Annotated in this window: 34 protein-coding genes; 13 read left to right on the top strand and 21 right to left on the bottom strand. The window is 69.6% G+C overall.

What is annotated here, in order from left to right; translation table 11 throughout:
- Window positions 1–2: 2 nt before the first annotated feature.
- The 19 genes from OG435_RS08825 to OG435_RS08735 form a co-directional block, all read right to left on the bottom strand.
- On the bottom strand, window positions 3–872 hold the full coding sequence (locus tag OG435_RS08825) for a hypothetical protein (protein ID WP_266876272.1): 870 nt from the start codon (window positions 870–872) through the stop codon (window positions 3–5).
- Complete coding sequence (locus tag OG435_RS08820; protein ID WP_266876271.1) at window positions 869–1,300, bottom strand: hypothetical protein; 432 nt, start codon at window positions 1,298–1,300, stop codon at window positions 869–871. Before OG435_RS08820 ends, OG435_RS08825 begins: the two co-directional genes overlap by 4 nt.
- Window positions 1,301–1,403: 103 nt before the next feature.
- On the bottom strand, window positions 1,404–1,901 hold the full coding sequence (locus OG435_RS08815; RefSeq protein WP_266876270.1) for a hypothetical protein: 498 nt from the start codon (window positions 1,899–1,901) through the stop codon (window positions 1,404–1,406).
- A gap of 57 nt (window positions 1,902–1,958) precedes the next feature.
- On the bottom strand, window positions 1,959–2,399 hold the full coding sequence (locus tag OG435_RS08810; RefSeq protein WP_266876269.1) for a hypothetical protein: 441 nt from the start codon (window positions 2,397–2,399) through the stop codon (window positions 1,959–1,961).
- Between the two features lie 69 nt (window positions 2,400–2,468).
- Window positions 2,469–2,900 (bottom strand): hypothetical protein, encoded by a 432-nt coding sequence (locus OG435_RS08805; RefSeq protein WP_266876268.1) that lies wholly within the window; start codon window positions 2,898–2,900, stop codon window positions 2,469–2,471.
- Entirely contained in the window at window positions 2,897–3,367 is a 471-nt protein-coding gene (locus tag OG435_RS08800) for a hypothetical protein (protein ID WP_266876267.1), read from the bottom strand. The genes OG435_RS08805 and OG435_RS08800 overlap by 4 nt, the downstream gene beginning before the upstream one ends.
- 156 nt (window positions 3,368–3,523) lie before the next feature.
- Window positions 3,524–4,321 (bottom strand): hypothetical protein, encoded by a 798-nt coding sequence (locus OG435_RS08795; protein ID WP_266876266.1) that lies wholly within the window; start codon window positions 4,319–4,321, stop codon window positions 3,524–3,526.
- A complete protein-coding gene (locus tag OG435_RS08790) occupies window positions 4,318–4,566 on the bottom strand; it encodes a hypothetical protein (RefSeq protein ID WP_266876265.1) in 249 nt (82 codons plus the stop codon). The genes OG435_RS08795 and OG435_RS08790 overlap by 4 nt, the downstream gene beginning before the upstream one ends.
- Window positions 4,567–4,598: 32 nt before the next feature.
- A complete protein-coding gene (locus OG435_RS08785; protein WP_266876264.1) occupies window positions 4,599–5,273 on the bottom strand; it encodes a hypothetical protein in 675 nt (224 codons plus the stop codon).
- A 20-nt stretch (window positions 5,274–5,293) separates the two neighbouring features.
- On the bottom strand, window positions 5,294–5,758 hold the full coding sequence (locus OG435_RS08780; RefSeq protein WP_266876263.1) for a hypothetical protein: 465 nt from the start codon (window positions 5,756–5,758) through the stop codon (window positions 5,294–5,296).
- Window positions 5,755–6,306 (bottom strand): hypothetical protein, encoded by a 552-nt coding sequence (locus OG435_RS08775; protein WP_266876262.1) that lies wholly within the window; start codon window positions 6,304–6,306, stop codon window positions 5,755–5,757. The genes OG435_RS08780 and OG435_RS08775 overlap by 4 nt, the downstream gene beginning before the upstream one ends.
- Entirely contained in the window at window positions 6,303–7,085 is a 783-nt protein-coding gene (locus tag OG435_RS08770) for a ParB/RepB/Spo0J family partition protein (protein ID WP_266876261.1), read from the bottom strand. Before OG435_RS08770 ends, OG435_RS08775 begins: the two co-directional genes overlap by 4 nt.
- Before the next feature lie 68 nt (window positions 7,086–7,153).
- A complete protein-coding gene (locus tag OG435_RS08765) occupies window positions 7,154–8,668 on the bottom strand; it encodes an ATP-binding protein (RefSeq protein WP_266876260.1) in 1,515 nt (504 codons plus the stop codon).
- A gap of 34 nt (window positions 8,669–8,702) precedes the next feature.
- A complete protein-coding gene (locus OG435_RS08760; RefSeq protein WP_266876259.1) occupies window positions 8,703–9,155 on the bottom strand; it encodes a DUF6238 family protein in 453 nt (150 codons plus the stop codon).
- A 37-nt stretch (window positions 9,156–9,192) separates the two neighbouring features.
- Complete coding sequence (locus OG435_RS08755) at window positions 9,193–10,635, bottom strand: SCO6880 family protein (protein ID WP_430625599.1); 1,443 nt, start codon at window positions 10,633–10,635, stop codon at window positions 9,193–9,195.
- Window positions 10,636–10,764: 129 nt separating this feature from the next.
- On the bottom strand, window positions 10,765–12,132 hold the full coding sequence (locus OG435_RS08750) for an SCO6881 family protein (protein WP_266876257.1): 1,368 nt from the start codon (window positions 12,130–12,132) through the stop codon (window positions 10,765–10,767).
- A gap of 32 nt (window positions 12,133–12,164) precedes the next feature.
- Entirely contained in the window at window positions 12,165–12,821 is a 657-nt protein-coding gene (locus OG435_RS08745; protein WP_266876256.1) for a hypothetical protein, read from the bottom strand.
- 35 nt (window positions 12,822–12,856) lie between these two features.
- Window positions 12,857–13,165: a DUF6112 family protein gene (locus OG435_RS08740; protein ID WP_266876255.1), complete on the bottom strand. Its 309-nt coding sequence runs from the start codon at window positions 13,163–13,165 to the stop codon at window positions 12,857–12,859.
- Between the two features lie 137 nt (window positions 13,166–13,302).
- The gene (locus OG435_RS08735; protein WP_266876254.1) at window positions 13,303–14,427 is read right to left on the bottom strand and encodes a C40 family peptidase; all 1,125 of its coding nucleotides are present in this window, start codon (window positions 14,425–14,427) and stop codon (window positions 13,303–13,305) included.
- A gap of 472 nt (window positions 14,428–14,899) precedes the next feature.
- Here OG435_RS08735 and OG435_RS08730 point away from each other — a divergent pair, with 472 nt between their 5' ends.
- The 8 genes from OG435_RS08730 to OG435_RS08695 all read left to right on the top strand — a co-directional run bounded on the left by OG435_RS08730 (window position 14,900) and on the right by OG435_RS08695 (window position 20,502).
- Window positions 14,900–15,655 carry a DNA-methyltransferase gene (locus OG435_RS08730; RefSeq protein WP_266876253.1) on the top strand — a complete coding sequence of 252 codons (756 nt, stop codon included), beginning with the start codon at window positions 14,900–14,902 and terminating at the stop codon, window positions 15,653–15,655.
- Between the two features lie 136 nt (window positions 15,656–15,791).
- Complete coding sequence (locus tag OG435_RS08725; RefSeq protein ID WP_266876252.1) at window positions 15,792–16,409, top strand: DUF4913 domain-containing protein; 618 nt, start codon at window positions 15,792–15,794, stop codon at window positions 16,407–16,409.
- A gap of 47 nt (window positions 16,410–16,456) precedes the next feature.
- Complete coding sequence (locus tag OG435_RS08720) at window positions 16,457–16,882, top strand: hypothetical protein (protein WP_266876251.1); 426 nt, start codon at window positions 16,457–16,459, stop codon at window positions 16,880–16,882.
- Between the two features lie 184 nt (window positions 16,883–17,066).
- Window positions 17,067–17,633, top strand: a complete 567-nt coding sequence (locus OG435_RS08715; protein ID WP_266876250.1) for a GNAT family N-acetyltransferase — start codon at window positions 17,067–17,069, stop codon at window positions 17,631–17,633.
- On the top strand, window positions 17,599–17,814 hold the full coding sequence (locus OG435_RS08710; protein ID WP_266876249.1) for a hypothetical protein: 216 nt from the start codon (window positions 17,599–17,601) through the stop codon (window positions 17,812–17,814). The genes OG435_RS08715 and OG435_RS08710 overlap by 35 nt, the downstream gene beginning before the upstream one ends.
- Window positions 17,815–18,036: 222 nt before the next feature.
- On the top strand, window positions 18,037–19,263 hold the full coding sequence (locus tag OG435_RS08705) for an IS110 family transposase (RefSeq protein WP_266875563.1): 1,227 nt from the start codon (window positions 18,037–18,039) through the stop codon (window positions 19,261–19,263).
- An 11-nt stretch (window positions 19,264–19,274) separates the two neighbouring features.
- On the top strand, window positions 19,275–19,766 hold the full coding sequence (locus OG435_RS08700) for a hypothetical protein (protein WP_266876248.1): 492 nt from the start codon (window positions 19,275–19,277) through the stop codon (window positions 19,764–19,766).
- 25 nt (window positions 19,767–19,791) lie between these two features.
- Window positions 19,792–20,502 carry a hypothetical protein gene (locus tag OG435_RS08695; protein WP_266876247.1) on the top strand — a complete coding sequence of 237 codons (711 nt, stop codon included), beginning with the start codon at window positions 19,792–19,794 and terminating at the stop codon, window positions 20,500–20,502.
- A 141-nt stretch (window positions 20,503–20,643) separates the two neighbouring features.
- Here OG435_RS08695 and OG435_RS08690 read toward each other — a convergent pair whose 3' ends face one another.
- Window positions 20,644–20,940: a hypothetical protein gene (locus OG435_RS08690; protein ID WP_266876246.1), complete on the bottom strand. Its 297-nt coding sequence runs from the start codon at window positions 20,938–20,940 to the stop codon at window positions 20,644–20,646.
- A 140-nt stretch (window positions 20,941–21,080) separates the two neighbouring features.
- On the opposite strand from OG435_RS08690, the gene OG435_RS08685 reads away from it, so the two are divergent.
- From OG435_RS08685 to OG435_RS08675, 3 genes are all read left to right on the top strand, one after another.
- The gene (locus OG435_RS08685; protein ID WP_266876245.1) at window positions 21,081–21,488 is read left to right on the top strand and encodes a hypothetical protein; all 408 of its coding nucleotides are present in this window, start codon (window positions 21,081–21,083) and stop codon (window positions 21,486–21,488) included.
- Between the two features lie 277 nt (window positions 21,489–21,765).
- Window positions 21,766–21,900 carry a hypothetical protein gene (locus tag OG435_RS08680; RefSeq protein WP_266876244.1) on the top strand — a complete coding sequence of 45 codons (135 nt, stop codon included), beginning with the start codon at window positions 21,766–21,768 and terminating at the stop codon, window positions 21,898–21,900.
- Window positions 21,901–21,925: 25 nt separating this feature from the next.
- The gene (locus OG435_RS08675) at window positions 21,926–22,558 is read left to right on the top strand and encodes a winged helix-turn-helix transcriptional regulator (RefSeq protein WP_266876243.1); all 633 of its coding nucleotides are present in this window, start codon (window positions 21,926–21,928) and stop codon (window positions 22,556–22,558) included.
- A 6-nt stretch (window positions 22,559–22,564) separates the two neighbouring features.
- Here OG435_RS08675 and OG435_RS08670 read toward each other — a convergent pair whose 3' ends face one another.
- On the bottom strand, window positions 22,565–23,821 hold the full coding sequence (locus OG435_RS08670) for an IS256 family transposase (protein WP_266874713.1): 1,257 nt from the start codon (window positions 23,819–23,821) through the stop codon (window positions 22,565–22,567).
- 402 nt (window positions 23,822–24,223) lie between these two features.
- Here OG435_RS08670 and OG435_RS08665 point away from each other — a divergent pair, with 402 nt between their 5' ends.
- Both OG435_RS08665 and OG435_RS08660 read left to right on the top strand, forming a co-directional pair.
- A complete protein-coding gene (locus tag OG435_RS08665) occupies window positions 24,224–24,901 on the top strand; it encodes a winged helix-turn-helix transcriptional regulator (RefSeq protein ID WP_266876242.1) in 678 nt (225 codons plus the stop codon).
- Between the two features lie 144 nt (window positions 24,902–25,045).
- Window positions 25,046–26,317: an MFS transporter gene (locus OG435_RS08660; protein ID WP_266876241.1), complete on the top strand. Its 1,272-nt coding sequence runs from the start codon at window positions 25,046–25,048 to the stop codon at window positions 26,315–26,317.
- Window positions 26,318–26,626: the final 309 nt, after the last annotated feature.

The raw sequence follows: 26,626 nt of genomic DNA, 5'->3' as shown, positions 1-26,626 counted from the left end.
GGTCAGCGTCTCCGCGGGCCAGGAATGCTCGGCTGCGTGGCAGCGGCCGGAACGCGGAGGACCGTGGTGGGTTGGGCCGGCCTCGTCCACGCGGGGTCGGCCAGGGTGGCGATGGTGGTGACCTCGGCGTTCAGCGCTCGCAGGTGGGTGACGACGGCCGCGATCCGGGTGCTGATGTCATTGGTCTGCCCGAAGCGGTAGGCGAGGGCCTCGGAGGTTCGGGCACTGACGCGCGCGGCCTGGGCGAGCAGTCCCCGGTCGGGGTCCGCCAGTGCCGCGAGCAGCTTCTCGGTATCCCCTCCGAGGTGGATGGGCGCCTCCGTAAGGCCTCCGTCCGCCTTCGGGGCGTGGAGGCCGAAGTCGAGTTCGAGGCGCCGTGCTTCGGCGGTGAGATGGCGGGCGAGGCCGCGCGACACGTCGGTCCATGAGCCGTCGGCGCGGATGAGGTTGGCGACGACGTGGAGCGTGTTCGTTTCCGAGAGGAAGGCCACCCAGCGGCACCCGAGCTCGTCGGTCGGTGCGGCGACGCCCGAGGCCTGTGCCATCCGTACGGCGATCTGCTCCCACGTGGCGGGATGCTGCCCCGGATCATGCGGGTGGAGTCGGAGCTCCAGATGGAGGACCGCGTGTCGGTCACCCCCGGGGCTGGCGGCGAAGGGGTGCTCGTGGAAAGGCTCTTCGAGATGTTCGACCCACTCCTCCGCACTCCACATGCGGGCGTTCTCCTCCAGCACCGGCCGCTGGGTGACGGCCGGACCGTGAGCAACCACGGTGAACGCGGTCAGGTCATCGGCGTGGAGTACGGGCCGGCCGAGGGCATCTTCGAAGACGTCCTCGACGTGAAAGAGTCGAGGCCGGACCAGGGGGATCACTGGCCGTGCTTGGTGTCGGCGACGTGGACGAGCTGGTCGAGTGCGGTCAGGCTGTACCAGCCGCAGTCGATCTCGGTGTTCTCGGCTTCCGTGGCAAGGCGGGGCAGGAGGAGTTCCTCCAGGGCCCGCATGTGGATCAGGCAGTCCGGGCAGTGCCGGTCCAGGTGGATGAGGTAGCGCGGGTGGCCGGTGACGAAGGTGTGCTGCCCGCCGAGCGGGTTGCGCAGCCTCCACCCGTCCTCGTCGGTGGGGGTGTGCCAGGACGGGGCGACAACGGTGACGGCGTCACCGTAGAGGCTGTCCCCCGCCACGCCGTGGATGACCACGACGCGGTCGCCGGGGGCGAAGTGGCCGTGGGTGATGTCCCGGTTGGGGGTGAGGGTGTCCGCGGGGGTGGCATAGGGCGGGCGGGGAACAGCTTCGGGCATAGTCGGGTCCTTCCGCGAATGGGCGCCGGTTGGCGAAGGGGATTACTTTAATGATGCGGAGAATCCCGGATTATCGAATTCGCGGAATGTGGGATAGAAGCAGCTACAGGTGGGGGTTCTCGTTGCCGCGGTCGGCTTCGGAGACGGCGTCGACGAGCTCGGGCAGGTCGGTCCCTTCGGCGTCGCGCTGGTCGATCCACCACCCCGCCCGGCGGATGCCGCGGACTGCCTCCTCCAGCGTCGACCAGTCGGATTCATCCCAGGTCCCTTCGACCACGAGACCCTCATATGCGGCGGTGACCAGCTGATGTCGGCTGCGTTCGCCCCATGCCAGAGCACGTTCGGGGCCTTCCAGCGGTGGCATGGAGAACTTGGCCGCCCACTCCGTGGCGGCGGCCTGCTCCTCGGCACGCTTGCCGGCGAGCCAGGCTTCCCGGCTCTCGGTGTCGCCGCCGCGGGCTGCCTTCCAGCAGGCGGTGCAGTCCTTCGTGCCGAGCCAGCGCGCGAGGCCGGCGCGCCTATCAGCAGGCCGAGTCGAGAGGTCATGATCGACCTGGTGGCCGCAGGGGTGCTCGACAGTCCAATGGGTTCGAATAGCCAAAAGGGAATTCCTCGGAGAGAAGTGGGACGAATCAGGTGAACGCAGTCCTGGCCGGGGCTACCGGCCTCGCGCTGGGCCGGTGACCGCGCTCGCCGGCACCGCGACGGGCACCGCCTGGTTGGCCGAGGCGACGGCGCTGGGGATAGGTGCGGCGCGTTGAGGTGACTGGGCTGCGGCCGCGCCCGCGACACGGGCCTGGCGCTCGGCGAGGCGGCGGCTCACGGTGGGCCGCGGCGGGTCGGGGGTGAGTTCCGGATCGAGGGTGAAGTCCGCCTTGACGACCAAGCCCAGGCCGCGGATCGCGGTCACGGCCTGACGGGCGCGGCGCTGGCCGTCCTGGCCCGGCTCGGTGAGGCGGTGCAGGTTGGTGCCGGGGACGGGTTCGAACTGGACACGTTCGAGGGCCCAGTCGCGCAGGTGGTCGGTCAGAAGCGGGGTGGACGCGGCGACGAAGCCGTAGTCGGGGTGCCAGCCGAGATGGAGGTGCGGGGCTTCCAAGGGCTCAAGGGTCCTTTCGTCGTGGGGAGGTGGCGCCTGCTCGGCGATCGGTGGCGCTGCGCGGGGCGGTCAGGGCGCGGTACGGGCCTCGTGCGCGGCAGTGAGCAGGTCGACACCCAGCTGGTAGAGCAGTCGGTCGGCGACGTCGAAGAGATCGCTGGTGTGTGCGTACCGCCGAGCGAGGTCCAGTTCTTCGTGTTCCAGGCACCACGTAGCGGCGGCGCGAAGGAGGTCACGGAGTTCGAGCAGGGCGCCGTCCGCTCCGGTGGCGCCGTCCACGAGGAGGTGGAGTGCCGCCGCAGACGGGGCCTGGGCCCCCTGCTCAGCCCAGGCGCGGACCGCGCGGCCCGGATCGGGGAGCTCCAGGCCGGCGAGGTACGGTCCTGCCTCCAGGCGAGCCTGCCGCCGAAGGCCTGCGGGCCCCGGGCATGCCTGCGGGTCGGTCTCCGGATGCGTGCTGTCCGCGGCATCAGCCTGGGACGGAACGGTCCCGCTGGTCACCGGCGTACCGTCTTGGCGGGCGACGTGCTCAGGGGGGCCGGCTTATGGACGGTGGTCGCGGGTGGTGTGCGCCGTCCGGGGAGCCAGGCCCGTACGTCATCCGGGAAGGGTGTCGTCGGGTCCTGGTCCCAGGCCACGACGGATCCGGTGACGGACTCCGAGAGCGGGAGGACCTCGATGCCGTGCGGGTGGAGGACGTAGGCCCACTGCAGCCACCCTTGTCCGGCTGCGGACTCGTCGCAGGTCATCCGCTCCGCGGGGCTGCCGTCGGGTGTGTACATGTTGTCGATGGTCGAGCTTGGCCCCGGGCCGCCGTACTGGCCGACGAGGTGCTGGCGGAGTTCCTCGGGTGCGCCGTTGAGGAGGTCGTCGCCGAGCGAGTTCCATCCGACGGTGGGCGAGTCGATGAGGTGGGCGGCAAGGGCGGCGGTGTCACCGGCGAAGCGGTGCTGATGAGCCGCGAGCAAGAGGGGAAGGTGGTTGCTGGGGTATCCGTCCCAGTGCACGTAGATGCCGGTGAAGCCGGTCTCCGTGGGGCGGGCGATGGTCGATCGGGTTGCCAGGGTGACTCCAGGGGAAGCAGGCGCGCTCTACGCGCGCCAAGGGAGAGGCGGCTGGCCTTGTCAGCGGGTCTGTCCGGCGGACCTGCCAGGCGGCGGACCTGGCGCAGGTGGCGGGAGAGGCCTGGTGGGAGGCTGGAGGGCGTGGTCCCAGGGGTGGGCCGAGGTGACGGTGACCCTGTAGCCGTAAGACTGCAGGAGGGCGCCCGCGGAGCGGACGAGTTCTCCCGCATCACTGGCGGGGTCCCGGGGACGGCACAGGCCGGATTCCGGATCGAGCAGCCAGGGGGAGTCCACGTGCAGCAAGAGGCGTGCCGCGTGCTGCGACAGCACGTTGACGAGCGGGCTACCGTCGAAGTCCTGGCCAAACATGACCTGGTGAACGCCCTTGAACCGGGTCTCCCTCGACACGCGAGCGGCGGCCAGCCGGTAGCGCGGCAGGAAACCTCGGCTCCGCATGGTCGCGGCGGCGCGGGCAGGGTCCCTCAGCACGGAGATTGCGGCCGGAGCCTGAACCGAACCGAATTCCCGGATTCCTGCGGGGAGTAGTCCGGCCACGAGGGTCTGCCGCGCCCGTCCCGGCCGCTCCATCAGGTAGAGCTGGAATCCGTGCGGATGGGTGAGGACGGCTCGCTCGCTGTCTACTGCACGGCGCAGGGCTCGGCTGACGACGCCTTCCTCTCTGTCCCAACAGCGCTTCTCCGCTAGGTCCCACCCCACCGTGCTAGTGGTGTGGGGGCTCTGCCGAGCAGATGCCGCCCAGGCGGGACCCAGGCGTGTGGCCAGCTGCTGAGCGAACAGGAACAGGCTGGTGTCCTTGGTCGTGTCCTCCGTCGGGCGGTTCGGGCCGGGGCTCGTCACAGGCCGGCCTCGGGGTGGTGGAAGTGCGCGACGGGATGGCCGAGGGAGTGCACGGCGTGTACGGCGTCGTGGACGAGATGGATCTGCTGGTCAACGGAGAGGGACAGCGGCGGCACGTATCCGTTGTAGCGCGGCGAGTAGGTGAACCCGCGGCTCCACAGGAGTCGTTGGAGCGGCGTCCTGGGGGCTTGGTCCAGCGGGCCTGCTGTGTGCAGACCGATGCGGATGCTGGCGGGGTGGTACACGGAAGGAGGCCTCTCGTTCTGCTTGTCCTGGGTCAGCGCCGGATTCGGGGAAGGGGCCCAGGCGTGGGGCGTTGGGCGATGCCGGTTGTCCGCATGACACTGAGGGCAGGGGGAGGTGGGGCGATCTGCGCCTTGGCGGAGCGGATGGCCTCGCCGGCCCGGCGTAGGTCTCGGCGGGCGTCGGCGTGGGCGATGACCAGACGCCATTCGACGGTGTGCCGGGGACTCCTGGAAGGTTCGGCCTCGGTCTTGAGGGCCTCGGCCAGGCCGCCCACGGCCGCTGCGCTCAGAGCAGCGGCGGAAGCAAGGTGAGCGAGCGCGGCGATACCTCGGGGCGTCGGGAGCTGGTCTGGCCTCGCTGCCTCGTCGAGCACTCGGTTGGCTGCACGGGCGAGCCCTTGGGCCTGGCGCATCTGCTGGTACAGCAGGGGCTGCAGTGGAGCTTTGGGCACGTTGCCGGACGCGTCCAGCAGGACGATGCTCTGCATGGCCTGCTCGAACGCGGCTGTGAGATCATCGAGGCCGCCGGGCCAGGTGCGGTCGTCGGCCGGCTCCCAGGTGAAGTCGTACTCCTCGTAGGAGCTGATGAGCCCGCCTTCGATCTGAGCCTCGCGATCGGCAAGTTCGCTCTGGATGAGTGCGTCGTCGCGGGCGGCTGTCCGGTAGTCGGCCCAGTCGGCGTCACTTAGTCCGGGTGGTCGGTCCATGGATATCCGATCGGGTCTGGTCAACGGGTGCGCGTCGGTTTCCCTGCGGACGACCCTGCTTGCCGGGGCACGGTCGAAATGGGAGCAGCGGGCACGCGGGGAAGGCGGGCGACGTGAGCGTCTATGGCTGCAAGCAGGGGGCCGATCTGGCTGCCGTGTTCTGCATCAGGGCCCGCTGGAGATGTGCTGCCGGCGCGGGAGTCGTAGACGACGGAGAAGTCGGTCCAGTCCTCCGCGGGTGCCTGGTGGGTCACCAGCCAGCCGTAGCCCTCGGGGCCGATGACGAGGACCGAGTCGTGGCCGGGCGGATAGGCGTAGACGAGCCTGTACTGGAGACCCTGCTGGACATCGCAGACCATGCCGCGCTCGCGGAGCGGGGTCGTCAGGTACGCGTTGTTCGCCCACGCCCGCTGCCACGCGGGGTCCTCGGTCTTGCGATGGTCGGGGAGCGGGGCCAATGGGCGCGGACGCTCGGAGGAGGTCATCGCTGCTGGCCACCATCGAGAAGGCCTTCGGGATCCGGCAGCGGATCGTCATCGCTGAAGGGGTCCTCCGCCTCCGACGCGACGTACCCGAAGACGGTCTTTTCCAGCTCTCCGAGGAAATCGAAGCCGGTGTGCTCGCGGAATGCATCGAGCCGCTCGGCGACGTAGCGCTGGCGGTCGATCTCGGCTGTTGCGACCCGCGCAAGGTTCCGGGTGGACAGGCGGCCCCACTCCAGGAGGTCGTTGCGGGTGGCGCGGTCCATCCAGACCCAGATGCCGTTGCCCAGCTTCAGGATGCCTTCGGGGTGGAACATTCCCGACTGCCGGCGCAGCTTGGGGCTGCGGCGCTCGCCGAATCCCCGCACGAGGCCTTGGACGAGTTTGTCGGCTGCCGCGGCTCGGACATGTACTTCGAGATCTTCGTGGGCGAACCGCGTGCGGAGCTCGCTTTCGAGGTCGCCCTTGCGGAAGCGGCCGGTTTCGTCGGTGACGGCGGCGGCGGCTTCCTCGACGATCTGCCACAGGCGGGCGTCGGACTGTGCACTCATGCGAGATCACGCGCCCGTAGGGTCGCGGCCATCTCTGTCAGGGCGGTCATGGCGTTCTGGATGACTTCCTGGGTTATGGATCTGCCCGGCAGCACGAATTCGGGGTCGAACTTGCCGGCGGTGTTCGTGCCGCGCGCCTGTGCGAGGGGCGGTACGACCTCGCACAGGAACTGGGTGGCGACCTTGCGCTGGCGTACTTCTTCTTCCGCGCGGGCTTTCCGCTCCGCCCAGGCGCCGGCCAGGGTTAGTTCTCCTTCGACCACTCGATCGGCCAGTTCCTGGTCCTCGGAGCGGAGTCGGGCGAGCTGGGATTCCGCCGACTCGGCGTGGTTCTTCGCTTCGCGTGCCGTCTTGTAGGCCTCGTCGATGGTGATGGCGCCGTTGATGACGGGATCGACCAGGTCGGGGGCGTGGCGTAGGACGGTGTTGGCTTGGCCGATCCGGCCGAGGGACACCCCTGCTTGTTCACTGACTGAACGAGCGGACTGTTCAGCGGCTGAACGGTGCGACTGTTCAGTGATTGAAAGGGCCTTGGCCGCGATCATGGCCAGCTGTCCCTTGGTCAGGTTGCGTCGGCGCGCGTTCACGGACAGGGCGTATGCGTCGGGATCGTCGCCGTCGTAGGTGGCGAAGACCGGCTTGATGCCGATGAGCTCGCAGGCTTTGAGGCGGTTTCGTCCGTCGAGAAGGCGTCCTGCGCTGTCCAGGACGATGGGCTGGAGCTGGCCGAGCTGACGGATGTCCTCAGCAAGCGCGTGGAGTTCGTCCTCGTCGAGCATGGGAAAAATGGTGGCGGTGGGGTGGAATTCGATGATCGGTTCCTCAAGTTGGTGGATTGGTCGGATAGCTAGTGCATCCGGGCATCTGTGTCGAAGAGGGCGGCTTCGTGGGGATGGAGGAGGTGCTGGACGATGAAGGACCGTCCGGCGACCCGCCACAGGCCGCGGCCCCGGTTCAGGTGGGAGATGGCCTGCGTCTCGACGCTGGTGAGGCCGAGGAGTCCAGCGGCTGCGGCGAGCTGGTCGTTCTCCTGGCGGTAGATGATGCGGGTGGAGCAGTCGGCGAGGAGACCTTCGGCGAGGGCGCGGCCTCGGGAGCCGACGTCGCCTGCGGTGAGCAGGTCCGACAGCCGGTGGATGACCATCAAGTTGGCGATGCCAAGGCCACGGCTCAGCTTCCACTGGGCCTGCATGCGCTCCAGGAGGCCGGCGTGGCGCATCAGCCGCCAGGCCTCGTCGTACACGACCCAGCGCCGGCCACCGCGCGGGTCGGTGAGCGCGGACTCCATCCAGGCCGATGCGCAGGTCATCGCCAGCACGAGGGCGGTGTCGTCGCCCGATCCACCCAGCCGTGAGAGGTCGATGGTGAGCATCGGGCTGTTGGGGTCGAAGCGGATGGTCGACTGGGCGTCGAACATGCCGCTCAGGTCTCCGTGGACCATGCGCCGCAGGGCATGGGCGAGGTCGCGGGCGGCGTCGCCGAGGTGGCCGGACATGGTGCCGCCGGCTTGGTCGAGGAGGTTGGGCTGGTTGAGGGTGTGGGCGATGTCGCCGAGCAGGGGGGTGCGCCCGGCCGCGGCAGCGGCCTGGACGACGGCGTCGAGGGCGACATCGAGGGCGGTGTGCTCCATCGGCTGGAGATCGCGGCCGAGGACGGTGCGGGCCAGGGAACCGAGAAGCAGGAGTCGCCGCTTGCGTATCTCGCCCGCCCAGTCCGCTTCCGTAACGCTGTTCGGGCGGGGCGCAGCGTCGAGCGGGTTCAACTTGCCGGGCAGGCCGGGGCCGAGAGCGATGGAGGTTCCACCGAGGGCTGTGGCGACGGGCGTCCACTCGCCCTTCGGGTCGCAGGGGACGTACACCTTGTACCCGAAGGCGACGCTGCGGAGCGCGAAGGACTTCGCGAGGGCGCTCTTGCCCTGGCCGATCACTCCGGCGAGCAGCACGTTCGGGTTGGTGAAGCCTTCGATCTTCCCGTAGAGGGAGAAGGGGTCGAACGTGAACGACGCCTCGGCGTGGACGTCTCGACCGATGTAGACGCCGTCGGCGCCGAGGCCGCCCTCGGCGAGGAAGGGGTACGCGCCGCTCGCGGTAGCGGTGGTCATGCGGTGGGCGGGCAGCCGCAGCTTGTTGCCGCGGGCTGAGGCGGGGCCGGGACGCCCGGAGGGCGGGTACAGCGGCAGCGGCATCTCGGCCTCGGTCGGCAGGTATCCGCCGGGGAGCGACGCGGCGGTTTCGCGGGCCTTGGCCTGGGCTTCGGCGAGCTGGCGTCGCGCGGCCCGGCGGGTAGCGCGGTCGGTGCCGTGCGGGGTGAACAGGGGCGATGCGCTGGCGCGTCGGGCGCGGCGTGCGGGCCGGTGGGTCATCGGGGGCGGCCTGATCTCGTGAGGGCGGGGGTGGTCATCGCCCGCAGTGGGTGACGTGACCGCGCAGGTCGGCAGGGGTCGTCTTGCGCCGGATGGCGTGGCCGGCAGTGAGGTGGCGCTGGCAGATGGTCAGCACGGGCGGGCCCTCGGGAAGCCGGTCCGGATCACACTCCTCAGCCGCGCCGGGGGCGGCGGTTGTCGCCGGGAGGGTGTGGAAGGCGTCGTGGACTTCGGCTGCGGCCTGCCACAGGCGGGTGTGGGCGCCGGCGAGGTGACGGCCAGCGGTCGGCCAGGTGGTGCGGGTGGTGTCGGTGAGCTGGTCGAGGAGGTGATGGAGCGCCGTGAGGTGGGCGTGCACGGTGTCGAGATGGACCCGGTCGGCGGGCACTGGAGCGCTGGGAATCAGGCCGCGGGCGTGGTGGCGGATACCGGCGGTGGCGGCGCGCAGATAGGGATGTGAGTCGGGCAGCGGGGTGGGGGGTGTCACGGAGTCCTTCCTGCGGGGCAGGGACGGTGCGCCGCTGCTAGAGGGCGGCGCGGGCCAGAGGCAGCGCGGCGAGGGCGAAGGCGTCGGGCTGCTGGAACAGGAGCCGCCGCAGGTCGACTTGGGCGGTGACGGCGGCGGTCTCGATCTGCGCGCAGGCTGCGTCGAGGAGGGCGTCGGTCTCGGCGCTGACGGTGATCAGGCCGGTGAGGGCGACGTCGGCGTGGCCGGCGATCAGCTGGCGCTCGCGGTCTTTGACGTCGGTGTACTCGACGTTGTCCTCTTCGCTGTCGACCATGCCCTTGCGGCGCCGCTCGGCGACGTCGGCGATGATCGTCGCCTTGCGGCGCTGGACATCACGGAGGGCGGCCGTGAGGGCCTGCGGTGCGTATATAAGGGAGAAGCTGCGCCGAACGCCGGCGCTGAAGAGGAGGCCATGGAGGAAGCCGGCGCCCGTCTCGGTCCGCGGCCAGGCCTCCACCCAGTAGGTGGCGTGGCGTGCGGAGTCGGTGGCGAGCCGGTCGCTCTCCTCGATCTGAACCACGGGACCGGCGGCGGCCGGGTCAGCCTCGGCACGGCCGTTGGGAGACCACTGCTGCAGGGCGGACATGGCCTTCGGGTCGTACGCGGTGCGGATCACGGCCGAGATCTCGCGGGCGGTCAGCCAGCCGGTGACGGTCAGTCCGGAGGAGCGGGCGGCCTGGGAGACCGAGCTCGTGGTCGTGGCCATGACGGTGAAGGCTCCGGCGAGGCCGCCGCCGGCCTGGGAGATGAGGCGCTTGGCGGCCTTGAGGTCCAGGGAGATCGCGATGTACGCCTCGTGCGGGGCGGCGGCCGGTCCGGCGGATGCCAGCAGCTCTGAGTACACCTGGCCGGCGACGGGGGTCTGGGCGTTGCCGTGCTGGGCCCAGTGACGGGCCAGCCCGTCCCCGGAGTCGGGCACCGTGCGCTCCAGGACCTGGACGGTGGCGACGTGCCCGGTGCGGGCGATGCTCGCCAGCGCCCGGCCCCAGTTGGCGACGTTCGCGTTCTGGGTGCCCGGGTCGAGCAGCGCGAACGCCCGGGAGGTGACGCGGGCGACCGCGGTCAGGGTCTGCTGCTGGGGGTCGTGGACGGCGGCGGCCTGGGAGCCGTCCGGTGTGACGACGCGCAGCGACGCGGTGGTGCCGGGCAGGTGGAGCAGTCCGTCCAAGCGGGGCCGGGAGACAGCGCGGGCCAGCCACATGGTCTGCCCGGTACGGCGGCGCTGCGCGTAGCGGACGATGATCGGCGCCCAGTCGATCAGGGACCGGCCTTGGCGGCGTACGAAGGTGAGGGTGGCGATGGCCGCCCAGATCGGTGTCAGGGCGAGGGCGCCGAGCAGGCCGGAGGTCACGACGGTCGCGAGCAGCAGCGCGAGGGTGATCGAGACGAGGACGAGCTGGGGGAGGGTGAGGCCGAGGAGGATGCCGCGACGGGAGCGGATGGGGAACTTCACCGTCATGGGGGAGAGTGTCAGGTCTGACAAGGGAGGGCCGTTCAGGTACGGGCGGGAGGCCGGGGTGGGTCCGTGGGACGCGCCGGAGCGGGCGCGGCGCGTCCCACGGGGCTTCCTGCCGTCAGCGGATGGGGATCAGTTGCCGGCGGGCGGCGGCGTCGGGGCCGCCGGTCCGGTCGCCTGGCCTGCGTCGGCCGACGGGGCGGCTCCCTGCGGGGGCGGGGAACCGGTGCCGCGGCCCGACCACTGCGTGCCGCTCGAGTCCGGGCTGGCGGGGGAACCGCCGCCGGGCTGCTGGCCGGAGGGGCCTCCGGGCTGTCCGCTGGTGTCCTGCTGCGGGCTGGTCGGCGGAGGCTGGACCGCCTTCGTCAGCGCGTCCATCGCGGGCGACATGCCGCCACCCTCCTGGGAGCCCTGCTTCTGCCCGCCGCCACCACTCGATTGGGAGGCGACATCGCCGGGGAACCCGCCGCTTGCGAGCGAGTCGGGACCCTGGGGAGCGGCGGATCCTGCTGCCGCTCCGCCGGCTCCGCCTGTCGCGGCCATGGTCGCGGCCTTGCGGGCTGCCTGCTCAGTGTGCTGACGGGCAACCTGTGCACCGGCTCCACCGGCGCGGTGAATGGATTCGCCGTCCGTGCCCTCAGCCGCCCAGTGCACAAATTTGAACGTCGCGTACGGGGCGAGCAGGACCAGGCACATGATGACGATGCCGGCCATGACGTCGGCCAGGGCCTGGGTGCCGTCCTTGCCCTCGGTGTCGCCGAGCGCGGAGATGCCGAGGATGAAGATGACGGTCATCAGGAGCTTGGAGACGACGAGGGTTGCGGTGGCCTCGATCCATCCGCGGCGCCAACGGCGTGCGACTTCCCAGCCGCCGCCGGCACCGGCGAAGACCGCCAGCGTGACGAGGACCAGGATGCCCACCTTGCGCATCAGCATCACGCACCAGAACATGAACGCGCCGACGGCTGTGCCGATCCCGACGAACGCGGGCACCATCCAGCCGAGCCCGGCCACGCCGCCGATGACGGAGGCCTTGATGCTGCGCCGGACCGCCTCCTCCATGGAGGTGCCGGCCGCCGCGAAGAGCCCGTCACTGAGGGCATCGACGACTTCGATCGCGACCGTGGTCAGGGCGATGGCGCTGAACGAGAAGAGCACGCCCATGAAGGTGCCGGTGAACGCCTGGGTCAGGGCCTGGCCGTCCCTCTTGATCGCGGCACGTACCAGCTGAGCGCACATGGTCGCCACGAGCATGACGAGGCCGATGGGCAGCAGCGTCTCGTAGTTGTCCCTGAACCACGTCGCGTTGAGGTCGATCTTGGTAGTGGCGGTGATGCCATCGACGGCGAGGTCGGCCGAGGCCATCGCCAGTTCCCCGACCGATTTCGCGATCCAGTTCCCGATGCCTTCGGTGATCGCCTTGCCGGGGTCGTTGGCGAAGTCGATCAGGTCGGCAGCGGAGCACAACTTGTTCGCCATGGGCAGGTCACAGAACCCCATAGGGGATGCCTCCTTTCAGGGAGCGGGGCGGATCACGGCAGGACTCGGGGCGAGATCGCGACGAGGGAGCAGTCGGCTCCTGCGCGGCACTGCACGGCGAGGGTGACCGAGCGGTCCTCGGCCCCGGCGCCGCCGCCGTTCCAGCTGATCTGCTGCTTGCCGGTGACGGTGACGAAGTAGATGTACGCGGTGGTCAGCGCGGCGGGATCCTCGGCCAGCGCCTGCTTGAAGCTGCTGGGGAACCGGGACTCGCTGATGTTGGCCTCGGCGTGCTGGGCGTTGTCGTGCATCCGGGTCCACAGGACCGGGTCGGGGATCTGGGCCTGGATTCCAGGCCAGTCCGCGTACTTCGTCTCCTGGGTGACCCAGCCGCGAAGACCGGCGAGGTGCTGGGTGTGACTCGTGGTGCGGGTGTCGTACGTCCACAGCACCTGCGCCGCTGCCTTCCCGTACGCGAGCGGGTCGGAGATCTTCGCCGGCGGGGCCACCGTGCCGGTACCGCCGGCCGGAGACTGCGCCGGGGCCGTGGTCGGCGGTGCGCCGGAAGGGCTGAGGGATGTGGGCCGGTCGGTTTCGGAGCGCCCGGTCCACCATGCGGCGAGCCCGGCGAAGGCGAGGAGGACGGCCAGGCCGATGGCGAGGAAGGTGATGCGCTTGTTGGCCGGCCAGTGGCCTGCGTGGCTGTACATGCGGGGGCGAGCGCGCTTGCGTGATCGTTTCGCCACTACTTGACCTGGGAGCCGAGCGTGGTGAAGAAGGCGACGGCGCCGTTGGCGGCACCGAGACCGAGGGCCGCGCCCGCAGACACCAGGGCGCCCTTCTTCCCGTTTGCCTCGCTGTTGTGGCCGCCGGTGAAGTGGCCCCAGGCCCAGACGGCGAGGCTGACCGAGAGGGCACCGACGACGGCGATGATCCCGTAGAGGTTGATGGAGTTGACGACATCCTTGAGGACCGACAGGCCCGGCAGGCCGCCGTCCTTAGGGGTGACGCCCGGGTCGTACGCGAGGTAGATGATGCGGTCGATCGTGGGCATGGCTGTGCTGAACTCCTTGCACGCACTGGCAGTTCGGCCTCGTGCGGTGGCGTGTTCTGAGGGGGAAGCGAGGGCAGCGCCCGGTCGCTGGGAGATCCGGTGAGGAAGCCGGATAGGAAAGGACGGCCGTCAGGCGGTCAGGGAACGGGGACCATCCGCCGGACGGCGATGATGTCGCCGAGACTGGCTTGGGTCACGATCCGGACCGGTTTTCCAGTCCGCGGGGCCTCGATCGCGAGGACCGTGCCCTTCGCGGAGCCGATGGCCATGGCCACGTGCTCGGGTCCGTTGGGGCCGGGGCGGGTGAACAGCAGGTCGCCCGGCTTGATGCCGGACACCGGCATGCTGGAACCTTCGTTGACCTGGGTGTACGTGGTGCGGGTGAGGGTGATGCCGGCCGCGTTGTAGGACTGCTGGGTCAGGCTGGAGCAGTCACATCGGCCCATCGGGTCCGGGCCGTGGGAGGCGAGGCAGGTGCCGCCCCACTGGTACATCGTGCCGAGCTGGCCCATGGACCAGCGGATCGCGCTCTGGACCTTCGCGGGTGCGTCCTTGGGGATCTCGTACCCCTCGGGCACCGTGCCCTCGGGGATCGGCCCGAAGTCCCCGCCGCCGGTGCATCCGCCGGCAGCCGGGGGCTGTCCCCCGGGGGCCGGGTTTCCGCCGCCGGGCAGGACCTTGACGATGGCCTGCTGCAGGGCCCGGGCGAGCGGCTCCCACTGGGCGTACGCGTTGGGGAATCCGCTGAGCTGGACCTTCTGTGCGGCCTGGGTGACGGTCAGGCTCTCCCAACCGGGCACCTTGAGGAGCGCGTTGTAGAACTCGGTGCTCGCGTAGACGGGGTCGCGGATCTGCGCAGGCGTTCCCCACCCCTGGCTGGGACGCTGCTGGAACAAGCCCAGGCTGTCGCGGTCGCCGTAGTCCAGATTCCGCAGGCGGGATTCCTGGATCGCGGTGGCGAGCGCCACGACCTGGCCGCGCTCGGGGACGTGTAGGGAGATGCCTGTGGCGACGATGGTCTTCGCGTGGGGGATCTGTTCGGCGGGCAGCTCCAGGCCCTCGACGCGTACGTCCTGGCTGGAAGAGCCGTTGCTGCCGAGGATCGCCTCGACGGCCTTGGCCACGGCCGCCGCATCGGTACCGAACCCCGTGTTGCACGTGGTCGAGCGTCCGGCGGAGCCCGCCGCCGCTACGGCTGCGGTGGCTGCGAGGAGGAGCGGGGACAGGCAGACGAGGCCTATCGCGGCGGCCAGCGCTCTCAATCGGGCCGCCTCAGCGCGGGGACAGGCTGGTCGACGGAGGCATCAGCTGCCTCAGGGCATGGATGTGCCATGGGAAGGTTCCTTGGATGAGGGCCAGGCCGTGGCGCGTTGAGGAGCGGAAAGACGCTACGGCCGGCGGTAGGTGATCAGGGAGGCCGGCATGTCCGGTCGAGTTGCCGCTCGTCCGGGGCCGGCGCACGTCTAGGTGATTCGGATCAAGGCATGCCTCCGGCACGGAAGTCGGGGAGAAGGGATGTCCAACCGGGCTGTGCCGGTCGGGACATCCAAAACACTAAGTGCCGATCCGGACTTCCCGAAACAGCCGTGAGCGGCCGTCGTCATTCCCGGATCGTGCCCTAGCCTTTTCGATATCCCCGCCACCGCACCCGCCGGACGTCGCCCTTCATGACGTCCGGGGATGCGCCGTCGCGCTGGGGGTTTCCCCTTCATCAATCAGAATCGCGGTACACCCTTGCCCTTTTCCCTTCACCAGGGCGATGCGCTCAGCGTGCTCGCCACCCTGCCCGATGCCTGTGTCGACTCCGTCATCACCGACCCGCCGTACAACAGCGGCGGCCGGACGGCGAAGGAGCGCACGTCCCGTACGGCGCGGCAGAAGTACACCTCCAACGACGCCAAGCACGCTCTGCCGGACTTCACCGGCGAGAACATGGACCAGCGGTCCTATTCGTTCTGGCTGACGCAGATCATGACCGAGGCGCACCGGCTGACGAAGCCGGGCGGCACCGCGCTCCTGTTCAGCGACTGGCGGCAGCTGCCGACCACGACCGACGCCCTGCAGGCCGCTGGCTGGCTGTGGCGCGGCGTCCTGGGCTGGCACAAGCCGCAGGCCAGGCCGCAGAAGGGCCGTTTCACCCAGAACCTAGAGTTCGTCATCTGGGGCAGCAAGGGCGCTCTGGACGGCTCCCAGAACGAGGTCTACCTGCCTGGTCTCTACAGCGCCTCGCAGCCCTCGGGCAAGGAGCGTCAGCACATCACGCAGAAGCCGGTCTCCGTCATGCGGGAGCTCGTGAAGATCTGCCCGGAGCAGGGCACCGTCCTCGACTTCTGCGCTGGCAGCGGCTCCACCGGAGTCGCGGCCCTGCTGGAGGGCCGCAGCTTTATCGGTGTGGAGAAGACCGCCGAGTACAGCCGCATAGCGGCCGACCGGCTTACCGAAACCCTCAACCAGACCCTCACCCGCGAGGACTTCATCCTCGCCGCATGACCGGCTTCCGGGGCAGGGGGTTCCCCTGCCCCGGTCGGACATAGCAGCTGGTTCGTGAATTCGGAATCAGCGGATTCCCATGCTGCTGGAAGTGGCAGCCCATTTCCCGCCTTGTGCGGCGTCAAGGAGGACCTCCATGTCTGAATCCACCGATCCTGATCAGAGGCGGTTGGAGCCGATCAGGCTGCCGGACACAGAGCTGGACAACCTGGAGGCCTCGGTGCGCCGGCTGATGGACCAGTCGGCCGAGCAGGCCCGCCTTCTGGACACGCTCTCCGCCGAACCGCTCCCGGGGATGTCCCCGTTCGCCGGCATGCCGATGCCGGGCTCGCGCTCGATGCCGGAACCACCGCCCGAGCCGCGCTTCATCCTCGCCCTCGACGGCGAGGAGTACGAGGCCGAGCTCGACGCCCTCACCGACTGGGTCCAGGACGTTCTCCTCGACGTCTACGGCGCGGAGGTCACCACGTCGGCGCCCTGGTGCCAGCAGTGGCAGGAGCATCTTGACGTCGTGGGCTGGCTCCACGCCCTGTGGATGGCCTACCAGCAGCACATGGAACCCGAGGCAGGTCTGTCCGGTCCGGCCGTCTGGCACCGCGACTTCCTCACCCACACCATGGCCGCGGTGCGCGCCCCGGGCGGGCCCCTCTCGGCGTGCATGACCGATCCGAGCCGACCCTCCCACCGATTGCTGCCGGGGCCGAAGGCTCCCACGCCGGCCGCGGAGGCGAACGGGCCTCAAGGGGTGTCGTGAACGGCCCCGCCGAGCCCGTGTACAGCCTGTCTCTTGACCCTCGGGCCTTGAACGACCTGCTTGCCGCGCCCGCCGACGTCCGGGATGTGGCGCTCTCCCGCCTCCAGGACGCGGTCACCGGCCAGCGCCACGGCCGGGAACTGACCGGAACCCTGGCTGGGTTCCGGAAGGTCTACATCGACTCCGCCCGATGGCGCATGGTCTACGGACTGCGCCCCGCGCCGGAAGGGTCGGAGCACCGGCGCGAGGTCTTCGTCGTCGCGCTCAGGCCACGTGCCCAGAACGAGATCTACAAGGTCGTCGCAGAACGCCTGGGCATCGCGCACCGGCCCCTGAGCGCGCTCGCCCACGCGGCCCGGGCGAGATCCCCGCAGACCACCGCGCACCCCAAGCCGATCACGGTCGGCCTGCCCCTCGGGCGGCCCGCCACCCCGTCTCCCGTCTCCCACCATCCGAGAGGCGCAACCCCTTGAGCAGCCGAGCATGTCCGGTCGCAGCCCCCTGTACCCCCACGACGTCTTGCCCGCGGTCGGCTGACGACGCCGTCATTGCGGACACCGCCAGCGACACCTGCGCCTGCTCCCTCCTCGCTGTGCTTGTGCAGGCCCTACGCGCCCGCGCCACCTGCTGCTGCACCTGCGAGGTGGAGGCCCCCGCGTGCGCGCAGGGGCGAGCCACACCCTGAGTACCCAGCACACCGGGCCGACCCAGATCCGCCGGACCGGAGCAGCCGACTGGCCCCTGATGGATGCCTTCCACCGCGGGTGCGCCGAGAACTCGCTGCACCGCCGATGGGGTCACACCCAGATTCGACAGCGCGACTGGGAGCGGTTGTTGACCCTCTCGCAGTGCTGGGCGGCAACCGAAGCCGGCGCCGCCATCGGACTCGTGTCCATCGGCCCGGTCCGCAACGAACCCGGCACCGTTGACCTCGGCATTCAGGTCGCCGACCCGCACCACCGCCGCGGCATCGGGACCCGGCTGATCCACACGGCCGCAGACCACGCTCGGACCGCGGGAGCCCGCACCCTGCACGCGTACGTCGAGCGGTCCAACCACCCGATGCTGGCCCTCCTGCGGCGACTCGGCCCCACCGTCGAGCGGCCCGACGGCGCCCATCTGGAAGTACGGCTCCCGCTCGCGCTCCTTGCTCTGCCGGCCCCTCTCCAGCTCGTCCGACAGGACCTTTATGCCCATCCACAAGGACCCGACCGGGATCGATGACCGGATCGAAGCCGTCACTGGGAACTCCGTCGAGGCCCTCTGGCGCCTCGATGACAGCAACCTGCTGACCGAGCCCGTTGCCCGTCTCGTCCACGCACACCGTGCACTGGCGAAAGCGCAGGCCACCCTGACCTTCAACCGCACCCTGCTCCAGCGCCTAATGGGACGTATCGGGTCGTAGAGACTTGATGTTGTAGCCGCCAGCAGGTGAGCACTTCCGATGCCGGAGCCGTTCGAGTTCTGTGGTCAGACCGTGCCCCTGCTGGTCGGCCGGGAGGCCATGACCGCTGATGGGATGGCGTGCCCGCCCACGGGCGTGAGCACTGGATCCATTAGGCCGCGTGCCGTGCCTTCCGCAGGCTGCTGTGCAACTGAACGAACGGATACGAGCGGGAGAGAACTGTTGCTGCTGATCGGTGACGACTGGGCCGAAGACCATCACGATGTCGAGGTCCAGGACGGGACGGGCCGCAAGCTGGCCGTCGCGACCCTGCCCGAGGGGGTGGAGGGCATCGCGAAACTGCACGCGCTCATCGCGAAGTACGGTGGCGCGGATGTGGACTCCGCCGAGGTGGTGGTGGGGATCGAGACCGATCGCGGCCCGTGGGTGCAGGCCCTGATCGCCTCCGGCTACCAGGTGTTCGCGATCAACCCGAGGCAGGTCAACCGGTTCAAGGAACGCTACGGAACCTCCGGCGCCAAGAGCGATAAAGGCGATGCGCACGCGCTGGCAGACATGGTCCGTATCGACCGTGACCAGTTGCGGCCCGTCGCTGGAGACAGCGAGCAGGCCCAGGCCGTGAAGGTCGTCGCCCGTGCCCACCAGACACTGATCTGGGAACGCACCCGCACCTTCCAGCGGCTGCGCAATACGCTGCGCGAGTACTTCCCCGCGGCCCTGGACGCCTACGCCGACTTGGCGCTGACCAGCACGGACGCACTGGAGCTGCTGATCAAGGCGCCCACGCCCGCCACCGCGGCGAAGCTGACGCGCCCCCAGATCACCGCGGTCCTGACCCGCCACCGCCGGCACAACCGGCCCCAGAAAGCCGCCACGATCCAGACCGCGCTGCGAGAAGAACACCTCGGTCTGCCCGAACCGGTGACCGCCGCCTACGCGGCCGCCGCGACAGCCCACGCGCGCCTGCTGATCAGTCTGAACGAGCAGATAGCCGAGCTCGAAAGGCAGGTGAAGGCACATTTTCTTGAGCACCCGGACGCTGAGATCTACCTCTCGATGCCCGGCATCGCGGAGATCACCGGCGCCCGGGTGCTCGCCGAGTTCGGGGACGACCCCACCCGCTACGACAACGCGAAGGCCCGCAAGAACTACGCCGGGACCAGCCCTATCACCCGGGCCTCCGGCAAGAGCCACACCGTCCAGGCCCGCTACGTCCGCAACAACCGCCTCGCCTCGGCCCTGCAACTCCAGGCGTTCTCCGCGCTGAACACCTCACCCGGCGCCCGCCGCTACTACGACAAGCAGCGCGCCCGCGACGCCGGCTACAACCCTGCCCTCCGCCAGGTCGGAAACCGCCTCGTCGGCATCCTCCACGGATGCCTCAAAACCCGCACCCACTACGACGAAGCAACCGCCTGGTCACACCACGCCCAGCTCTATCCCTCTTGACATGAAACGGCATGGGATGTCTGACCAGCGGACAGTTCGAGATCGACAACGCTGTACTCGGCCGGATCGATCGCGGTCTCGCCCACCTCAAGGAAGCCGTCGCCACCCGCGACCAGCTCCTCGGCGAAGTACTCACCCTGCTCGTACCGCTGGAACAGGCCGGTCCTCGTCCCTCCAGGCCGCTGTGCCCCGACATCTCACCACCGGACTTCGCGGCCCTCCTCGCCATCGCCCGCGGCGCCAAACTCCACGAAAACCTCATGACGCGGCGCCTATCCGTCGCTACGGCAGCCGGAACCAAGATCACCCAGTACGACTTCGAGCGTCTTGAGGACGCCGGCCTCGTCGCCCGCGATCCCTCGCACTCTCTGCACGCGGGCCAGCCCGTCACGGTCACCGACCTTGGCCGCTCAGTCCTCGCAGGCACCCGGCGCCCCGCCATCGGCACCCGCCCGCCCCCGCAGCCGGGCCCCCGAACTCCTTCCCGTTCCCCGCTGGCCTGACCCAGCCACTGCCGAAAGCAGGCACGTGCCAGATCCTGACCGCCGCCCTGCCCTGCGCCTCGACGGCTTCGAGCCCGCCGACGACTCCGTGGACAGGGACTTCTACGACGCGATCGACTCCAACCTCCACACGCTGTGCCGGCTGGCCGAGCATCACACGCCCGACGGCCGCCACAGCTACCACGTCATCTTCGATGAATCCGTCACCTGGGGAATCCCCGGACTTCCCCAGCTCCTGGCCCTCCACATCGACCGCGACCTGACGGCCAAGACCTTCACCTTCGAGTTCGCCAGCCTTCCGCTCGCGGTGATGGTGCAGTCCTGGCTGATTTCCCGAGGATGCCCGCGTGAGGAAATCCGCCTCCCGAAAGGCATGGGCACCACACCCGCTGACAAGCGGACAGTTGCCCTGCAAGAGCGCCTGATGGGCGACGGCGACCACTTCGCGCTGCTGCACAGCGACACCGACGACTCGGCGCAGGCACCGGTCGTCGTTGTCGTACTGCGCGCCCTCGACGAAAAGGATCCCCACCCCTACCGGCTCCTGCACGAGGTTGCCGACATGGAGTCCTTCACTCACACCCTCCGCGAGGGCGTATTCCCCACATTTGATGCCGCGATGGACTGGATCGACGGTCCGAATGTCCCCCTTCGCCCGGCACCCCTCACCTCTCGAACAGCTCCCCGCCAGGCTCCGGTTCAGCCCCCGATTCCGGGCCTCGCCCGTCGGCGCTGAACGATATCCAGCTCGCCGCCGATGGCCTTGTATCAGCCCTTTCGTGTTTATCAAATTCCCGGATTCTCCGGAGTATTAGAGAAGGCCGTACGCGGAACACGCCCGCCGGTCGAACCCCGCATTCCCGAAAGGAGAGATGTGTCATCCGACGACGTCATGGGTGTCCTCACCCAGCACATAGAGGCAGCCTTTCAGCAGCCGCTCGATGACCTCCGCCAGGTAGCGGCCGCCACCGGTCGAGTGCATCCCGCCACCGAAGTCCTTCACTGGTACGGGCTGACAGCCGAAGCCCAGACTGTGGTGGACCGGGCCGAGAACACCTTGCTCGCGGCCATCGGACCGGCTCCCGGCGAACTCACCCCGTCCCAGATGGCCATCGCGCACCACGTCAATACTGCGGTCGCAGCACGAGACGGCCGCGCCATGGTCCTGCGCCATCTGCTCGACCCCAATGCGCGACAGGTCTGGCGAGGGGACCGACCCCAGGGTCGGACCATCTCGCAGGCATCCACGGCGTTGCCGCCTCGCCCGCCGGCGAACGCCGCTCGATCCACCGGGCGATGAGTACCCCGTCGCGTGTGAGCAGTCAGGACCAGGCGATCGAGTCCGCGTTCGGCCAGCCGGTATCCGAGCTCTACCGCACGGCGACCGCCGGCCAGGCAGGGCCCGCGCTGTTACGGGCGATGGAGCTCCGCTCCTTCCTCGCCGTCACCGAATCGCACGTGAACCGGGTACGGGACCGCATGCACCAGGCCACCGCGCCCGACCGCGACCAGAACGAACTCGACGCGGCTGACTTCCGCATGGACGTCCAGTGGCTAGAAGCGGCCCTCTCCTCCCGCACCGAGATCATCACCGCCCTCACCCGGCTGCTCCGCAGCATGCCCGGCCGCGAAGCCTCCAACGCTGGCCGTCACCAGGTCACCCCCACGGCCAGCCCGAAGGCGAACACCGCCACAACCGCGGCCCGGTCCCGACACCCCTGAAGGAACGCACCTGTCCGATCGGACCTCCCGCGAGCTCCGCAACCGCATCGAAACCCTCTTCGGTAGGCCGCTCACCGAACTCAAGCAGGCCGCCGCACAGGCTCCCGACTCCACCCTCCTCGGCGCCATCCTCACCATCCACGGTGACCTGGTCTTCGCCGAACGCAGCATCGACTTCCAGCTGGACCGCCTGCGCACCTACACGGGCGAAGACCGGGACATAGGCTCCTTCGAGGCCGGCCACATCCGCGACAGCGCCGAGAGGCTGCACCGCGCGGTGACCGCGCACGCGACTCACGCCAAGACCCTGACCGCCGTCCTCCAGGGACTGCGCCGCACCGAGCCGCCCGTGACCCCGCCCGTCGCGTCCACCGCCCGGGCGGTGTCCAGCACTTCCTCGCGCACCCACTGACCCGAAACTCCCAGGAGACCCTCCCGTGGCTACCCCCGGCCTGCCCCGCCCCATCGCGAAGGACCTGTCCCGCGTCACCGAGGCACTCGACATGCTCAGCCCCCGCTGGAGCGTGTGGACCCTGATGACCCTGGGCGAACAGCCCCTGCGCTACACCGACATCAAGACACGCCTCCCCATGCTCTTCGACGCCCAGCTCTCCGCACGGCTGACCACCCTGACCGCTGACGGACTTGTCGACCGGCACGAGGAGACCGTCCGCCACGTCACCTACCGGCTCTCCGTGCGCGGACGCAGCCTGGGAACGGTCATCGCCGCCCTGGCCACCTACGGCGACACCCACCTGGACAAGATCTCCAAGCCCAACCGGACCACAGGCGAACTGGAGCCCGAGCGGATACCCGCGGCCCAGAACGCCGAGGACGCACTCAAGCTGATCACCCCCAAATACGCCACCTCCCTGCTGTGGGCCCTCCGCTACCAGGGCAGCGCCTCGGGCCGACAGCTCGCCGACGTCGTCCTGGACCACGCCAGCACCACCGCCCCGATCTACCAGCCGCTGCGCCAGCTCGTCGAGGACGGCCTCGTCGACCGACTCGGCCACAGCAGTTACCAGCTCTCCCGCCAGAGCAATAGTCAAGAGTTGTGGATCAGCTGAGGTGGTTCATGCCGCGAGGGTCTCGTCCTGATCGACGAGGTGACCGTTCTCGAAGCGGTTGCCGGCTCGGACGAGGGCGACGAGGTGGGGTGCGGTGACCGCGCGCCAGCGGGCCTGGGCGGATTCCACGAGCTTGAAGACCATGGCGAGGGCGGCGGTGGGGCTGCCGGCGCCGCGGGTGACCTTGGTCCGGAGCTTGACTGTGGAGAACGTTGATTCGATGGGGTTCGTGGTCCGCAGGTGGATCCAGTGCTCGGCGGGGAAGTCGTAGAACGCCAGCAGCTCGTCGACCTCGCCGGTGATCTTCTTCACCGCCTTCGGCCACTTCGCCCCGTACGTCTTCTCGAACGCGGTGACCGCCTTCTGGGCGTGGGTGCGGTCCTCGGCGTTGTAGATTTCCTGGAGGGCTTTCCTCGCGCCGGGCTGCGCGGATTTCGGCAGCGCGTTCATGACATTGCGGGTTTTGTGAACCCAGCACCTCTGATGGCGGGCGGCGGGGAACACCTCCGCCAGGGCCCGCCACAGCCCCATTGCCCCGTCGCCGGTGACCAGGACCGGGTCGCGCATGCCGCGCCGGCGGCAGTCCCGCAGCAGATCCGCCCAGGACTCGGTGGACTCCCTCAGCCCCTCGGCGATCGCGATCAGCTCCTTGGTGCCGTCGACGCGGACGCCCATCAAGACCAGCAGGCACGAATGGGTCTGGGACAGACGGATCTTGGGGTGGATGCCGTCGGCCCACACATAGACGTAATCGGTTTCCGCCAGGTCACGGCGCTGGAAGACGGCATGATCTGCTGTCCACTGCTTCGTCAGCCGGGTCACCGTCGCCGGTGACAGGCCGGCCGTGCCGCCGAGGAACTGCTCGAGTGCGGGCACGAAGTCACCCGAGGACAGGCCGTGGAGGTAGAGCAGGGGCAGGACCTCGCTGACCTTCGGGGACTTCCGGCACCACGGCGCGAGGATCTTCGAGGAGAACCGTTCCCGCTCGCCGGTCCCAGCGTCGACTCGTTTGTCGTTCACACGCGGCGCGGCCACCTCGACCGGTCCCGCGGCCGTGGTCACCGACCGGGGCCGGTGACGGCCGTTGCGGACCACCAGCCTCCGGCCCCGCTCGTCGTGCTGGCCAGCGAGCTCGGCTATGTACTGCTCGACCTCGGCCTCCAGGGCTGCCGCGAGCATCCGCCGGGCGCCCTCCCGGACGATCTCGTCGATCAGAGAGATACCAGACTCGGTGGTGCCGTCTTCGTTGACTACGCTGAGCACGGGCGTGCCTTCCCGACCCGCGCTCGAACGCGGGCCCATTCGGTGACCATGAGTCGATCACCCGGGAAGGTACGCCCTCCGCATCCCACGAGGCACCCCGCCCCAGGCCGATCCACAGGTTCCGAGCATTGCTCCTCCCGCCCAGGGCGAAGCCCTGACCAGCACCTTCCAGGCCCTGTCCACCTGGGCAGCCGGCCGCACCAAAGCCACTGAGCACCCGCTCTGGCTGTCCGCGCCCGCTCCCGGCCGCCCGACCATGTGGGCCGCGAACAGCTCCCCGTCCCCGAGCCCCACACCGGTGGTGGCCACGCCAGAGAGCACCCCGCAGAGCTCCACGAGCCTGTTCTCCCATGGAGTACCCGATCGCCCCCGAGCCGGGTCCTCCATGGGCGGCCGCGTCCGATGACCGAGCCGAACCCCGAGGCCGACTCCCTCGTGCGCACGGCGACGCTTCTCAGCTACCGGTGGACCACAAGGATCATCACCGAACTCGACGACAACGGCCCCGTCGCCCGGCGTCGAGGCAGCCTCGCAGCCACGTTCTCTGACATCCCGGTGGACGTCTTGAAGACTGCCGTGGCCGGCCTGCGCCGTCGTGGACTCGTCCGCCGCGAGACCCTCACCACCGGAGAGCAGCAACTCACCCTGACGGAGCCAGGCCTCGCCCTCGGAGACGTCTACGACCGGCTCGGCCGGTGGGCCCGCCAACACGACTACCCCGATGACCAGCCCGACTTCGTCACCCGAGTCGAAGCCGCCCTCGGCCTGCTGCGCGACCCGCACACCGTGACGTTCCTGCTCAACCCCCACGCCCCGTACGAAGCCAGCCGTGTTGCCCGAGCTGTCGACGCCGGCTTGGTCCGGCAAGGCGCTCACGTTCCGTGGATTTTGACCGATGCCGGACGCGACCTGCAGGGGCCGCTGGCCGAGGTGCAGGGCTGGGCCACCGCGAACACCGCGCTCGTCCAGCGCGTGCGGCACGCACGGCCTGCCCCACCGGTGTCCAGGGTGCGTGCAGCCGTCCCGGGCGTAGTACTGGGAGCCGCCCTGCCCGGGGCAGCCCCTCGGCGCTCCGCGTAGCAACCCGTCCTTCCGCCAGGTGCGCGAGCAAGCACACACGTCAGAACTGACGGTGCCGGTCGGCTCGGCGCCCACACCCGCGGACCGCGAGGACTGAAGTATCCCGGCCACCACCCATCGGCCACACCCCGACTGAAAGTGATCATGACCCGTCACAGAGCCGCTGGTGGCCGCCATGCCCGCCTGCCCGATCACGGCATCTTCCGCCGCATCTACCTGCCGCGGACCATGGACGCCGCCGCGTTCAACCTGGGCACCTACGGGATCCCGCTGCTCGTACTGGCCACCACGTCCTCGGCCATGCTGACTGGCCTCGCCTTCGTCCTGGAATGGATCCCCCGGATTGGAGCCTTCATCGGTGCCGGCGCTGCCGTCGACCGCCACGGCGCGGAACGCGTCTTCCGAACCGCTACAACGATCCGAACCCTGGTCGTCACCGCAGCGGTCCTGGCCCTGACCTTCATCGACGACAAACTCATCACCACGATCTCGGTGATGGCCCTCGCCGCCGTCATCGGCGTCCTCACCGAATACTCCTACGTCGCAGCGGAGACCGCCGGAGGCGCAGCCAGCCGGGAACCGGGCCGCGTCGAGCACCGCGTGCAGTCCGTACTGCTCAGCATCGACCAGTCCGCCACCCTCGCCGGACCCGCCGCCGGCGCCTTCCTCCTCCAATACGCCGGACAGCAGACCCTGCTCATCACCATCGGAGCACTCTCACTCCTCGCGGCCGTCACCTCCCCCAGGGCTCGCCGGACCCAGCAGGACGCGGATTCCGCAACCGCCCGACAGAGCCTGAGGATGGGCTGGTCGACGCTCAGAGCACTGCCCGCCCTCGGATGGCTGATCGCCGGCCTCACAGTCAGCAACTTCGCCACCGGCCTCCTCCAGGCCGCCGCCCCTGTGATCGTCGTACAGAACTTCGGCCTCAGCACCGCCTCCGTAGGCCTCATCTGGTCCGCCGCCGCGACCGCCGCCCTCCTCGCCACCACCCTGTCCAGGTTCGCCATCGACCGCTTCGGGCTCTGGCCCGTCGGCACAGCAGGGGCCCTGATCGCCTCGCTCGGCGGCCTCACCGTGTCCCAGGCCAGCGACTACACACCGTTCCTGGTCCTCGTCGCCGTCCTGATGGCCGGCGAAGGCTCCATGACCGTCGTCCTACGCACCCTGCGCTCCCGCCTCATCCCGCGCGACGTCTTCGGCGCCACCCTCAGCATCACCATCCTGATCATGCTGCTGCCCTTCCCGATCGCCGGCGTCCTCGTCGCCGTCACCCCGCCCGAGACGCTCGGCCACGTGATGACCGCCTGCGCCGCGCTCCAGGCCATCGGGCTGGCCACCGCGTTCTGGCGCCTGCGACGCGATCCCGCCATGCACGAGCCGAACAGACCGGCCCTCGAACCAGCCGCCGTCTGAACAACAACCCCCGGAGAAGCCATGTCGCGTACGAACCACAACGCTTCGTCGTTCAGCGCGGATCAAGCCGCGGCTGCCGGAAGCCTCCTGCGGAGCCTCACCTCGCGGCTCGACACCCTTCCCCAGCCGGAAGCGGAGTCCCTCGCTCGTTCGCTCCTTGTCCCCGCCGGACTCGTGAACGACATATGCCTGCTCGTCGCAGCGGCGAGTGCCCACGCCGGAGTCGCGGTGCCGACTGACGACGGGCCACTGTCCGAACTCCGTCGGCACCTGACCACCGCCGAGCAGAAGGCAGTCGGAATTCCGTCC

The organism is Streptomyces sp. NBC_01264 (assembly GCF_026340675.1).
GTDB lineage: Bacteria > Actinomycetota > Actinomycetes > Streptomycetales > Streptomycetaceae > Streptomyces.
This window is presented reverse-complemented; position numbering and strand designations above follow the sequence as displayed.